Genomic DNA, 12,877 nt, shown 5'->3' on the forward strand with positions numbered 1-12,877 from the left:
GGATGCATGATGAGCGTGGAACTGAAACATCACCCGGAAGAATGGTTCTTCCTGCACAATTTTGATATCGACAAGGTGTTCAGCACCATCCAGCGGGCGGATTACCTGATCTTATATTACATTAAGATGCAGGCCGAACAGCACCCGGACCGTAAGGTTTATCTGGCTGACCTTGCTGCCGTGATGGGCCTGAAGGTGACAGAGCTTTCCAAGGCCGTTGAAAAGCTGCAGGACAAGGGCTTTGTGGCATGGAAGACCGACCGTGAAGCGGGCCGCACCTATGTGGAGCTTTCCAGCAAGGCTGTGGAGCTGATGGTGGAGGAGCGCGCGTTCATGCAGCGCTGTTACGCCCGCCTGCGTGCAGAGCTTGGCGACGAAGAACTGCATCGTGCAGTAAGCACCATGCAGAGCGTGACGGCCATCCTGAAGGATGAACGGGAACACAGCGGCGTATAAAAACAGCCTCAACGAAAAAATGAGATAGACTTCCCCGAAAGGGGTTGCCTATCTCATTTTTTGTTGTAAACTGAGGTTCCCGGATCAACAAATAAATTCTACTGAAAAAAGCCAGAGCGGCTATTTTAAATCCTTTACCGGATCAGGTTCACAAACACCGGGCAGAGCACTGCGGTCAGCACACCGGCCACCGCAATGGAAAGGCCGCTCATGGCACCTTCCACCTCGCCCATCTGCAGAGCTTTGCTGGTGCCCACGGCATGGGCCGAAGTTCCGATGCCCACGCCCTTGGCGATGGGGTCGGTGATGTGGAACATCTTGCACACCGTCTCAGCCAGCAGCGCTCCCACGATGCCGGTAACAATGACGATCGCACCGGTCAGGGCAGCAATGCCGCCCAGCTCAGCGGCCACATCCATGCTGATGGCGGTGGTCACGGATTTGGGCAGCAGGGTGGCATACTGCTCACGGGTCAGGTCCAGCGCCAGTGCCAGCGCCAGTGCGCTGCCAAGGCTCACCAGCGTGCCCACCGAGATACCCGCAATGATAGCGGCGGCGTTCTCTTTCAGCAGGTCGATCTTTTCATACAGCGGAATGGCCAGTGCCACGGTGGCGGGCAGCAGCAGATAGTTCACCGGTGCCGCGCTGGCCTTGTAGTCCGCATACGGGATGCTGCACACCGACAGAAAGATGATCACAAAGATGCTGCCCAGCAGCAGCGGGTTAAAAATGGCTTTGCCTGTCACCTTATTGATAAGGGTGCCCAGTGCAAACGCGGCCAGCGTAAGCAGAACGCCCCATGCTGCGGAGCCGGACAAAAAATCATTCAGCAGCTGCGTCATTGTCAGCCTCCTTTTTCTTGCGGCCGGTCAGGGCCTGCGTGGTCTTGCCTGCACTCACCATCACCAGCACAGTGACCGGGATAATGGCAACGAGGATGGGCAGCAGCATCTCACCCATCTCTGCCCACAGTTCCATCACACCGGCGGCAGCGGGCACGAACAACAGCGGGAAGATGCCTGTGAGATAGGTTCCCACCTCTTTCACATCGTCCAGCTTTACCAGCTTGAAGTTCAGCGCTGCCAGCAGCAGCACCAGACCGTAGACGCTGGCCGGGACCGGCAGCGGCAGCACTACATGAAGGATCTCGCCCAAAAAACAAAACGCAAGAATGCGCGCAAACTGAAAAATATATTTCGTAGTAAAGTTCCCCTTTCCTCGATCAAAAGCGTAAATGGACACATCAAGGGTAAAGTATACCGCAGGAGTCCCAATCCATCAACCGTGATTCTGGATAAGAAAAATTGCACATTTCGCCGAGAACTGTGCAAAAAAAGGCGCACCGGTCAAGCCGGTGCGCCTTTTTTCATGTTATCAGAAATACCGTCAGATTACATAGTCATTCCCGGCCTGATCAGGCCGGGCGAGATCGGCCAGTGTGATATTGCCGAAGTAGTTGGAGATCAGATCGTTCAGCCCCTTCCACATCTCGTAGGTGCGGCAGTTTGCCATGCGGGAGCAGGGGGTCGCATGGGGGGTCAGGCAGCTCACCGGCGCAAGGCTGCCCTCGGTCAGCATCAGGATCTCGCCCACGGTGTACTGATCCGGGCTGCGGGTGAGCCGGTAGCCGCCGCCCTTGCCGCGCAAGCCCTCCAGAAAGCCGTTCTGCACCAGCACCTTAAGGATGTTTTCCAGATATTTTTCCGAGATCTCCTGCCGGGCAGCGATCTCCTTGAGAGGGACATATTTTTCAGACTGATGCTCGGAAAGGTCGATCATCACGCGCAGTGCATAGCGCCCTTTGGTGGACACGATCATAATAGTGTACTTCCTTTGTTGGTTATAGATTGAGTTTTTAACCTATTATACAACAGGGTAAATAATATTTCAATCCCACTTTTTTCAAAAAATCCATTGACAACCGCACAGAACGGGTCTATAATACCATCAAACCCACAAACAATGTTGGTATAAAGGTTTTGGAATCAGGTCGTCCAGCAGGGCACATGTGCCCATAACTGTATCAGGGAGGAAACTACAATGAGCAAGATTTATACTGCCGCAGATCAGCTGATCGGTCATACTCCGTTGCTGGAGCTGACCCACATTGAAAAGGAGCAGGAGCTGCCTGCCCACATCATTGCCAAGCTGGAATACTTCAATCCGGCCGGTTCTGTCAAGGATCGCATCGCCAAAAAGATGATCGATGATGCCGAGGAAAAGGGCCTGCTGAAGGAAGGTTCCGTGATCATTGAGCCTACCTCCGGCAATACTGGCATCGGTCTGGCCGCTGTGGCAGCCGCCAAGGGCTACCGCATCATCATCGTGATGCCCGAGACCATGAGCGTGGAGCGCCGCCAGCTGATGAAGGCTTACGGCGCAGAGCTGGTGCTGAGCGAGGGTGCCAAGGGCATGAAGGGTGCCATTGCCAAGGCCGACGAGCTGGCAAAGGAGATCCCGAATTCCTTCATCCCCGGCCAGTTCGTGAACCCGGCCAACCCTCAGGCCCACATCGAGACCACCGGCCCCGAGATCTGGGAGGACACCGACGGCAAGGTGGATATCTTTGTGGCAGGCGTGGGCACCGGCGGCACCGTGACCGGCGTGGGCCAGTACCTGAAGAGCAAGAACCCGAACGTCAAGGTGGTGGCTGTAGAGCCTGCTTCCTCTCCTGTGCTGAGCAAGGGCACCGCAGGCGCACACAAGATCCAGGGCATCGGCGCGGGCTTTGTGCCGGACGTACTGGACACCAAGGTGTATGACGAAGTCATCGCCGTAGAGAACGACGATGCCTTTGCCACCGGCCGTCTGATTGGCCACAAGGAAGGCGTGCTGGTGGGTATCTCCTCCGGTGCTGCTGTTTATGCTGCCCTGCAGCTGGCAAAGCGCCCGGAGAATGCCGGTAAGAACATTGTGGTCCTGCTGCCCGATACCGGCGACCGCTATCTGTCCACCCCGCTGTTTGCAGACTGATCTTTCAAAAAGCTCGCTTCTCCCGTTCTGTGACTTCACAGGGCGGGAGTTTTTTGTTACAATATCCCTATCAAACACTTTGGAGATTTGCTCATGAATTACTATGCTGCCCCCATGGAGGGCCTGACCGACCGGGTGTGGCGGCAGGCACACCAGAAATGGTTCGGCCCTGCTGGCAATGCCGACCGCTACTATGCCCCTTTCCTCTCCCCGCCGGAGAACCGGGTGCTCATTAAAAAGAAGATGGCCGAGCTTGCCCCTGCGGCAAACCCCGGCGCACCGGTGATCCCGCAGCTGCTGGCAAAGGACGGTGAACTTGCCGCATGGATGATCGGCGAACTGCGCAAACTGGGCTACACCGAGGTGAACCTGAACCTCGGCTGTCCTTCCGGCACCGTCACCGCCAAAGGCAAGGGTTCCGGGATGCTGCGCGACCCCGTCAAGCTGGACGCTTTTCTTGCCGCCGTATTTGCCAATGCGGAAGGGCCGATCTCGGTCAAGACCCGGCTTGGCGTGGAAAAGCCGGAAGAATTTGCTGCCATTCTGGACATCTATAACCGGTATCCCATCTGTGAGCTGACCATCCACCCGCGTGTGATGCGCCAGCTCTACCGCGGGCAGGCCGACCGTGCCGCTTTTGCTGCCTCCCTGCCCGGGTGCCGGATGCCCGTGTGCTACAACGGCGATATGACCACCGCTGCGGACCTGCATACGTTGGAAGCGCAGTATCCGCAGCTGTCCGGCATCATGGTGGGGCGCGGCATCATTGCGGACCCGGCGCTCTTCCGTGAAGCACGCGGCGGCGCACCGGCCGCACGGGAAGAGCTGCGCGGATACCTTGACGACCTCTACCACGGATACTCCGAACTGTTCGGCAGCGCCGGGTGCGCGGTGAGCCGCATGAAGGGACACTGGTTCTACCTCATTCACAAGTTTGAGGGGGCCGAAAAGCTGGAAAAGCAGCTCAAAAAGCTGCGCGAGCCGTGGGAATACGAGGTGGTGGTGAACCAGATCTTCACCCTGCCGCTGGTGGAAAACGATTGAACCGCTCCCCGCTTATGCTCTGACCATATCCATAATAAATGCTGCTTTCCTCTGCGACCCCACCCGTGAAAATGGGGTTCAGGAAAGTCCGCAGACTTTCCTGAACCCCGAAATTTAAAATAATTTTTCCTCCGAACATGGCCAGAGCAGCGCGGAGGCCATTCCTGATCGTCCCACGCACAAAAAAGCCCGCCGTCTTGCAAGACAGCGGGCCGGAAAAGGACCGTATTACACGTTGAGATAACTGCGCAGCATGGCCTGCAGCAGATCGTCACGATCCACCTTGCGGATCATGGAACGGGCATTCTTATAGGTCGTGATGTAGGTGGGGTCTTCGGACAGGATATAGCCCACCAGCTGATTGACCGGATTATAGCCTTTTTCCTTTAAAGCATCGTACACCTGCTGTACGATCTCATGGATCTCATAGTCCTTTTTGTCGTGGATCGAAAAAATAGCGGTCTCGCCACTCACGGAATACACCCCCTTAGGAAGAACTACATTCATTGTACACGAATTGCGAGGAAACTTCAAGCTAAACAGACCGGATTTGCACAGTTTGCATAAAATTTCCGGTCCTGATTTTGCAGGCTGACGGCCTGCACCGCCGCAAATGCGGCAGAAGGAGGGCCTTTATGCTGTATGGCATCGGCTGCGACCTGTGCGAGATCGCGCATCTGGAAAAAAGCCTTACCGGCGCACACGCTGCAGCCTTTATCCGCCGGGTGTACGGCGAGGCCGAACGCGCTGCGCTGAGCCTTGACGAACCGCTGCCCGCCGGGCGCAGCGCCGCCCACCGGCTTGCCAGCGCCGCAGCCAACTTTGCCGCCAAGGAAGCCTTTTTAAAGGCGGCAGGCACCGGCCTGCGGGAGCCGTTCTCCCTGTGTGAGATCGAGGCTGTCCGGCTGGAAAGCGGTGCACCTGCCTATCATTTTTCCGGCCAGACGGCGGAATGGATGCAGGCCCATGGCCTTACCGCCCGGCTCTCTCTGAGCCACGAGGGCGGCATGGCGCTGGCCTTCTGCACACTGGAAACTCTGTAAGCCTTTGTGCATACAATGGAATATCCCCTGCGCTGCATAACCGGCGCGCAGCCGGCTCATACTGAGATCAGACGAAGATGCGCCGGACGCATCACATAAGCGGGGCGCATCCTCCAAATGCAGGGAGGGAGATTCCATGGAGGTACACAGAGGAGAAGTTTTTTACGCAGATCTTTCGCCGGTGGTGGGGTCGGAGCAGGGCGGCGTGCGCCCGGTACTGATCGTGCAGAACGAGATCGGCAACCGGCACAGCCCTACCGTGATCGCTGCGGCCATTACATCCCGGCTGGACAAAGCCCGCCTGCCCACCCACATCAATATCCGGGCAGCGGATACCGGCCTTGCCAAGGACAGCGTGGTGCTGCTGGAGCAGATCCGCACGCTGGATAAGCACCGCCTGCGGGAGCGGGCCGGGCAGATCACGCCGGAAGATCAGAAACGTGTGGATCAGGCTTTGGATGTAAGCCTGGGGCTTACTTCATATTAAGGGGCTGTTGCAAAACAGCTCTCTGAAAAGATCATGCACAAAACCCGGAACCTTTTCTCGGCCAAAACGGCTCAAAAAGGCTCCGGGTTTCTGATTTTACGCTGTTTCTTTGTGCAAGCTGCGATCGTTTTTTCATTTTCCAGCTTAATTTTTTTGAAAAGGCGCGCGAAGGCTGGTTATTCCCGCCAGAAAATGCTATACTTTTCCGTAGAATGGTTGTGCTGTCGTGCACAGCATATGCAGGTTTTATGATGATATCGGAGGGCTGATTATATGATCATCCAGAGCAAAAAAGTATGGATCGCCGACCAGTTCATTTCTGCCGCAGTCGAACTGGAGCAGGGCAAGATCACCGGCATCTTCCCCTATGGTGAAAAGCAGGCCGATGTGGACTATGGCTCCAAGCGCATCGTGCCCGGTTTTATGGATATCCACTGCCATGGTGCCTACGAGTTCGACACCAACGACGCAAAGCCGGAGGGTCTGCGCTACTGGGCAAAGCATATCGTCTCTGAGGGTGTGACCAGCTTTCTGGCCACTACCGTCACCCAGAGCGTGGAGGTGCTGACCAACGCCGTGGCCAATGTGGCCGACGTGATGGAGGGCAGCTACGAAGGTGCCGAGATCCTTGGCATCCACTTTGAAGGCCCCTACCTCGATATGAAGTACAAGGGCGCACAGCCTCCGGAGTACATTGCAAAGCCCAGCGTGGAGCAGTTCAAGCACTACCAGCAGGCAGCACGCGGCCACATCCGCTATGTGACCCTTGCACCGGAACACGACGAAGGGTTTGCACTGACCCATTACCTGACCGGGCACGGCGTGGTGGTCAGCATCGGCCATAGTGCCGCCACCTATGAGCAGGCCGTGATGGCCTATGCCAACGGTGCCCGCTCCATGACCCACGTGTACAACGGCATGTCCCCCTTCGCCCACCGCGCCAACGGTCTGGTGGGCGCAGCCTACCGCATCCGCACCATGTACGGCGAGATTATCTGCGACGGCTGCCACTCCACCCCTGCTGCCCTGAACAACTACTTCATGAGCAAAGGCCCGGATTACGCCATCATGATCTCGGATGCACTGATGGCCAAGGGCACCCCCATCGGCAGCGAGTACATCTTTGGCGGCAACCATATCACCATCTACCCGGACGGCAGCGCCCATCTGGACAACGGCACGCTGGCCGGTTCCACTTTGAACATCAACAAGGGCCTGCGCATTCTGGTGGAGGAGGCCATGGTGCCCTTCAACTATGCACTGAACGCCTGCACCATCAACCCGGCACACTGCCTGCATCTGGACGACCGCAAGGGTTCCATCCAGATCGGCAAGGATGCCGACCTTGTGGTGCTGGACGACAACTACGATGTGCTGCAGACCTACTGCATGGGCAAGGCCCAGCTGTAATTTCTGGCTGACGCGAACAAAGGATGTGTTAAACCCGTTATGATCCAGATCGCCTTCTGCGACGATGACCAGACAGTTCTGGACCAGCTCTCTGCCCTGCTGGAAAAATATCGCGCCCAGCGCTGTGTCCAGATCCAGTGCACAGTCTTTCACAGCCCGCTGGATCTGCTGGCCGAGATCGAAAAGGGCACCCGGTACGATATCCTGTTTCTGGATGTCATCATGCCGGCCGAAAACGGCATTACCGCCGCCAAGGAGATCCGGCAGTACGATAACGTCGTCAAGATCATCTTTCTCACTTCTTCCGCCGAGTTTGCAGTGGAATCCTATGTGGTGGGTGCCTATTTCTACCAGATCAAGCCCATCTGGGAGGACAGCTTTTTCCGTCTGACGGATTCGGTGATCGCCGAGTGCCGCCGCGCCGACCAGCGCAGCCTGATCCTGCGCTGCAAGACCGGCATCTCCCGCATCGATCTGGACCAGCTGCTCTACTGCGAAGTGCTGGGCCGTACCCTGCTGTTCCATCTGGCGGACGGCACCGTGCTGGAAAGCACCGGCAGCATGGACGAACTGGCCCGCCAGCTGACCCCTCACGAGAGCTTTCTGCGCACGCATCGCTCTTTTCTTGTAAATATGGAGTATATCCAGAACATCTCCACCCGCGCCGTTACCCTGACGAACCTTGCGCAGATCCCCATTCCGCACGGAAAGTCTGCTGAGATCCGGCGGCAGTATCTGGAATATGCCTTCCGCCGAAAGCAGGTGATGATATGAGCACACCCTTTGCAGATGCGCTTTCGCTGTGCAACCTTGCCTCGGTGGGTATTTTCGGCATCGTGCTGTCCGCTGCGTTCTGTGAGCTGGAATGGACCCGCCAGCGCAAGCTCCTGCTTGCGGGATGCACCGTGCTGATGCTGGCGCTGCAGGGCGTTGTGAGCCTGCGGTGGAGCACCAGCTTTGCCCGGTATCTCTACCCGGTCATTACCCACCTGCCGCTGGTCATACTGCTGGTCGCCATGACCCGCAAGGTGCTCTGGTCACTGATCGCCGTGCTGACAGCCTACCTGTGCTGCCAGCTGCGGCGCTGGGCCGCACTGCTGGTCATTGCGCTGTTCCCGACAGGCGGCACCGCGCTGCAGGATGCCACCGAGCTGGTCGTCACCCTGCCGCTGCTGCTGGCACTGGTGCACTGGATCGCGCCTTCGGTGCGCGCGCTGTCGCACTCTTCGCTCAAGCTGCAGCTGCAGTTCGGCGTGATCCCGCTGCTGAGCTATGTCTTTGACTACTTTACCCGCATTTATACCGATCTGCTCTCCAGCGGCAATCAGGCTGCAGTGGAGTTCATGCCCTTTGTGTGTAGTCTGGCCTATCTGGCCTTTGTGCTGCAGACCACGCAGGAGCAGAAGCGGCGCAGCCAGCTGGAGCAGACCCAGAACAGCCTGAACCTGCAGGTAGCGCAGGCTGTGCGCGAGATCGATGCCCTGCGGGAAAGCCAACGCAAGGCCAGCACCTACCGCCACGACCTGCGCCATCATTTACAGTACATTTCCGCCTGCATCGAAAATGGCCGTGCCGAAGCCGCGCAGGAGTACATCCACAGCGTGTGCGCAGAGATCGAAGCCAGCAAGGTGAACGTCTACTGTGAAAATGAGGCCGCAAACCTCATTCTCTCGGCCTTTGCAACCCGCGCGCAGAACAGCGGCATCGACTTCCGGGTGCATGCCGCCATCCCGCTGGTGCTGCCTTTGCCGGACAGCGACCTGTGTGTGCTGCTTTCCAACGCGCTGGAAAATGCCCTGCACGCCGGGCAGCGCCAGCGTGAGGCCGGAAAGCCCGCTGTTGTGGAGACCACCGCCTACCAAAAGGACGGCAGACTGTTTTTACAGATCGCAAACTCCTGCAGCTTCCCGGTGCAGTTCCGTGCCGAGGGCATCCCCACCACCAGCCAGCCCGGCCACGGCCTTGGCGTGCGCAGCATCTGCGCCATTGTGGAGCAGTATGGCGGCATGTACAGCTTTTCGCAGCAGCAGAACCAGTTTGTGCTGCGCATCTCTCTGTAAAAGGTCGATTCAATGCATTTTATGGGCGACTCGTGCCAATTGCACCAGTCGGCACTGCTTTTGCGCTATAGTAAGCTCAGACGGTTCTACTGCCGTCTAAGCTTATTTTTTTCAGGGAGGGTCTTCTATGGCATTTCTGCTCATCCCGGTCATTTTGCTGGCCGTGGTCTGGCTCAGCTACATCTGCCGCCGTCTCAGCGAGCTGAACGAGAATGTCAACACTGCCATGAACCAGATCGGCCTGCAGCTTTCTTCCCGCTTCCGTGCTTTGGAAGCCCTGCTGGAACTGGCCCGCACCCACGGCCTTTCGGCCCAGCTGGTGCTGCTGCCGCCCTCCATCAATGCCCTGTCCACACCGGCGCAGGTGCTGGAACAGGAGCAGCATCTTGCACAGGCCATGTCCTACATCACCATTGCGGCCGAGAACCACCCTTCCCTGAAAGCAGACCCCGCCTACCAGCGCTGCATGGAAGCGGCCAACTGCTACAGTCGGATGGTCTATACCAGCAGCCTGATCTACAACGATTCCGTCACCCGGCTCAACTGTGCACTGGAGCAAAAGCGCCTTGGCCTGCTGGCCGGTCTGCTGGGCATTGCCCCGCGGGAATACCTGCAGTTTGCACCGGATGCACCGGTGGCCTGTCCTGTCCAGCCCTCGCAGCCTTTTCGGCGGGAACCCGCATAAAACTTCTTCATCGTAAAAGCCCGGCACCTCGATCCGCTTGAAGGTGGAATAAAATCACAGGGCGCATTCGTTCCACCCTTAATACGCAAAACACCCCTCGGCTTCCGCAGCAGGAAACCGAGGGGTATTTGTTATGCTTTATTTGTGTTATTTGTGTCGGTTCAAGCCCTTACGCGATCACTTGCGGGGATTCTTGATGGCAGCCCTGGGCGGGTGACAAAATTGCAGGGCGTTCGCACGTACTTACATCTGGTACAATGCCACCATCAGCGGCATCGTGACGATACACAGCAGTGTCGTTACCACATTGATCGCGCTGGCGTAGTCTGCATCTTTGCCGTACACCTGCGCCATCTGGGTCAGTGTGGACGCGGACGGCGTGCAGATGGCAAGCAGTGTAACCAGCAGTATTGTTCTGCCCTCCGGCACTAGTGCTGCAAGGCTGCTGTATTTCAACAGTACGATTCCTATCAGCGGGATGCCCACCAGACGCAGCAGCGTGATCCACCATAGTCTGTGATAGCTTAGCAGTTTTTTCAGGTCCATTTCTGCGATCAGCATACCGAGTATCAGCATTCCCATTGGACCAACCATACTGCTGATCGAATCCACCGCATCCTGCACAGGTGCAGGCAACTGGATCCGCAGCAGGAACAGCAGCACCCCAGCAAAAATGGCGATCATGTTGATATTGGTCAGAATCTTTTTCAGGTCGATTCCTTTTTCTCCGCAGAGCTTCATTTTAGCATGGCTCCACAGCAGAAAAAGCTGCACCGAAAGAAATGCGCTGGTGTAAATGACCCATTCCTTGCCCAGAATGGCCGTCACAATGGGAATAATAAGGTTCCCTGCGTTGGAATAGATCAGCGAGGTCTCCTCTACACCATCCAGTTTCAGCACCTTGCCCAGAAAGCCAACCACCACGATCAGCACCAGATGCAGCAGCGCTGACGCAGCCAGTGCCAGCAGCAGACCGTTCAGAATCTCGGGCTGATACTCCACCTGAAACGACGAGATGATCACACATGGCATGACCAGATACAGTGAGATCATGGAGAGCACCTTGCTGTCCTGACTACGGACGATGCCGCAGCGCACCAGCACAATGCCCAGAGCCATGACCAAAAACAGCGAAAGGATCTTTTTTGCCAGAATCAAGCTTATCATATCGATATTCCTTTGCGGCAGCTGTTGTACGTGCTGCACTCTCACACAAAAAAATCAAGTGCAGTATTTTTCTTGTTGTTTTGAAAAATACTGCACCGATCTTTTTTATTTGATTAGTCCTCGGCGGGAAGTTCCAGATCCTGTCCGTTGGAAGCGATCACCTTTTTGTAATACTCGAAGGAATCTTTCTTCCGACGCTGCAGGGTTCCGTTGCCCTGATTATCCTTATCCACATAGATAAAGCCATACCGTTTTTCCATCTCGCCAGTGCCGGCACTCACGATATCGATGGGTCCCCACCAAGTGTAGCCGAAGATATCACAGCCGTCAGCCACAGCCTGCTGCAAAGCTTCGATGTGCTTTTTGAGGTACTCCATGCGGGCAGTATCGCGGATGCGGCCATCCGGGTCAATGGTGTCTGCCGTTCCAAGGCCGTTTTCAGCAATGAACATGGGCTTCTGGTAGCGGTCATACAGTTCGTTGCAGACGAATCGAAGACCCACCGGGTCGATAGGCCAGCCCCACTTGGATTTTTCCAGATAGGGATTGTCCGCACCTACGTGACCGCCCGTATTGGAGCGGATCTTCATGCCGGCAATGTGGGTAGAGGTCATGTAGTAACTGAAAGCCAGATAGTCGTTGGTGTTCTGTGCAATCAGCTCAGAATCGCCCGGCTCCATCTGCACCTGTACGCCCAGCTCTTCCCACTTGCGATCGATGTAAGAGGGGTAACGGCCGCGCAGCATCACATCCGAGAAGAACAGCGAACGCTGACGAAGCTGATAGGTTTCCATCACATCCTCCGGGCGGCAGGTGTTGGGATATGCCGTGCTCAAAGACAGCATGCAGCCGATCTTTGCACCCTGTATCATCTCATGGCAGGATTTGACAGCCAGTGCATTGGCCACAAACATATTGTGTGCAGCCTGATACTGCCGCTGCGGTGCATTGGCATCATCTGCCACCACCATGCCGGCTGCCAGATAAGGCAGCTTGAGGGTGTTGTTGATTTCATTGAAAGTCATCCAGTACTTGACCTGATCCTTGTAGCGCTCAAACAGCACCTTGCAGTAGCGCTCAAAAAAGCCGACCAGCTTGCGGTTGTCCCAGCCGCCGTACTTTTTGACCAGCGCCAGCGGAGTCTCAAAGTGAGAGATCGTGATCACCGGTTCAATGCCCCAGCGGTGCAATTCCCGGAACATATCCTCGTAGTAGGTCAGACCCTTCTCGTTTGGCTCGGCATCGTCGCCGTTCGGGAAAATGCGACTCCATGCAATGGAGGTGCGCAGGCATTTCATGCCCATCTCGCCAAACATGGCAATATCTTCTTTGTAGTGATGATAGAAATCGATCGCTTCATGAGAGGGATAGACGTGCCCCTCATGCAGTTCCAGCGCCGGATCCAGCTTGATGAAACGATCTTTGCCGGTCTCCAGCAGGTCGCAGATCTCTAAGCCCTTTCCATCTTCCAGATAAGCGCCCTCGCACTGGTTTGCCGCCAGTGCGCCGCCCCATAAGAAGTTTTTTGCAAAGGTTTTCACAGCAGTTCTCC

At 56.5% G+C, this 12,877-nt stretch carries 15 protein-coding genes; 9 read left to right on the top strand and 6 right to left on the bottom strand.

The features are described 5' to 3' along the window. Positions 1-6: 6 nt before the first annotated feature. Complete coding sequence (locus MTP41_RS06090; protein ID WP_249236433.1) at positions 7-456, top strand: winged helix DNA-binding protein; 450 nt, start codon at positions 7-9, stop codon at positions 454-456. A 134-nt stretch (positions 457-590) separates the two neighbouring features. Here MTP41_RS06090 and MTP41_RS06095 read toward each other — a convergent pair whose 3' ends face one another. The 3 genes from MTP41_RS06095 to MTP41_RS06105 all read right to left on the bottom strand — a co-directional run bounded on the left by MTP41_RS06095 (position 591) and on the right by MTP41_RS06105 (position 2,274). After that, positions 591-1,298: an LrgB family protein gene (locus tag MTP41_RS06095; RefSeq protein ID WP_097774460.1), complete on the bottom strand. Its 708-nt coding sequence runs from the start codon at positions 1,296-1,298 to the stop codon at positions 591-593. Continuing rightward, on the bottom strand, positions 1,279-1,611 hold the full coding sequence (locus tag MTP41_RS06100; RefSeq protein WP_242702883.1) for a CidA/LrgA family protein: 333 nt from the start codon (positions 1,609-1,611) through the stop codon (positions 1,279-1,281). Before MTP41_RS06100 ends, MTP41_RS06095 begins: the two co-directional genes overlap by 20 nt. A gap of 231 nt (positions 1,612-1,842) precedes the next feature. Continuing rightward, entirely contained in the window at positions 1,843-2,274 is a 432-nt protein-coding gene (locus tag MTP41_RS06105) for an RrF2 family transcriptional regulator (protein WP_097777214.1), read from the bottom strand. 222 nt (positions 2,275-2,496) lie between these two features. Between MTP41_RS06105 and cysK the strand changes: the two genes are divergently transcribed. Together cysK and MTP41_RS06115 are read left to right on the top strand one after the other, a co-directional pair. Then, positions 2,497-3,429 (top strand): cysteine synthase A, encoded by a 933-nt coding sequence (gene cysK, locus MTP41_RS06110; protein WP_249236434.1) that lies wholly within the window; start codon positions 2,497-2,499, stop codon positions 3,427-3,429. A 93-nt stretch (positions 3,430-3,522) separates the two neighbouring features. Continuing rightward, a complete protein-coding gene (locus MTP41_RS06115; protein ID WP_249236435.1) occupies positions 3,523-4,473 on the top strand; it encodes a tRNA dihydrouridine synthase in 951 nt (316 codons plus the stop codon). 228 nt (positions 4,474-4,701) lie between these two features. Here MTP41_RS06115 and MTP41_RS06120 read toward each other — a convergent pair whose 3' ends face one another. Beyond that, complete coding sequence (locus tag MTP41_RS06120) at positions 4,702-4,947, bottom strand: IreB family regulatory phosphoprotein (protein WP_097774456.1); 246 nt, start codon at positions 4,945-4,947, stop codon at positions 4,702-4,704. A gap of 161 nt (positions 4,948-5,108) precedes the next feature. Between MTP41_RS06120 and MTP41_RS06125 the strand changes: the two genes are divergently transcribed. The 6 genes from MTP41_RS06125 to MTP41_RS06150 all read left to right on the top strand — a co-directional run bounded on the left by MTP41_RS06125 (position 5,109) and on the right by MTP41_RS06150 (position 10,158). Continuing rightward, positions 5,109-5,516, top strand: coding sequence for a holo-ACP synthase (locus MTP41_RS06125; RefSeq protein ID WP_249236436.1), 408 nt, complete (start codon positions 5,109-5,111; stop codon positions 5,514-5,516). Between the two features lie 136 nt (positions 5,517-5,652). Beyond that, entirely contained in the window at positions 5,653-6,003 is a 351-nt protein-coding gene (locus MTP41_RS06130; protein ID WP_005942608.1) for a type II toxin-antitoxin system PemK/MazF family toxin, read from the top strand. Positions 6,004-6,276: 273 nt separating this feature from the next. After that, complete coding sequence (gene nagA, locus MTP41_RS06135; protein ID WP_249236437.1) at positions 6,277-7,413, top strand: N-acetylglucosamine-6-phosphate deacetylase; 1,137 nt, start codon at positions 6,277-6,279, stop codon at positions 7,411-7,413. 39 nt (positions 7,414-7,452) lie between these two features. After that, entirely contained in the window at positions 7,453-8,187 is a 735-nt protein-coding gene (locus MTP41_RS06140; protein WP_249236438.1) for a LytR/AlgR family response regulator transcription factor, read from the top strand. Next, positions 8,184-9,473 carry a sensor histidine kinase gene (locus MTP41_RS06145; protein ID WP_249236439.1) on the top strand — a complete coding sequence of 430 codons (1,290 nt, stop codon included), beginning with the start codon at positions 8,184-8,186 and terminating at the stop codon, positions 9,471-9,473. Before MTP41_RS06140 ends, MTP41_RS06145 begins: the two co-directional genes overlap by 4 nt. Before the next feature lie 127 nt (positions 9,474-9,600). Beyond that, positions 9,601-10,158, top strand: a complete 558-nt coding sequence (locus MTP41_RS06150) for a LemA family protein (RefSeq protein WP_120020421.1) — start codon at positions 9,601-9,603, stop codon at positions 10,156-10,158. 243 nt (positions 10,159-10,401) lie between these two features. On the opposite strand, the gene MTP41_RS06155 is transcribed toward MTP41_RS06150, so the two are convergent. Together MTP41_RS06155 and MTP41_RS06160 are read right to left on the bottom strand one after the other, a co-directional pair. Beyond that, positions 10,402-11,325 carry an AEC family transporter gene (locus tag MTP41_RS06155; RefSeq protein WP_097777207.1) on the bottom strand — a complete coding sequence of 308 codons (924 nt, stop codon included), beginning with the start codon at positions 11,323-11,325 and terminating at the stop codon, positions 10,402-10,404. Positions 11,326-11,438: 113 nt separating this feature from the next. Further along, complete coding sequence (locus MTP41_RS06160; protein ID WP_249236440.1) at positions 11,439-12,866, bottom strand: glycoside hydrolase family 1 protein; 1,428 nt, start codon at positions 12,864-12,866, stop codon at positions 11,439-11,441. Positions 12,867-12,877 lie beyond the last annotated feature (11 nt).

It is taken from the genome of Faecalibacterium sp. I4-3-84 (assembly GCF_023347255.1).
In the GTDB taxonomy this organism is placed as follows: Bacteria; Bacillota; Clostridia; order Oscillospirales; family Ruminococcaceae; genus Faecalibacterium; species Faecalibacterium taiwanense.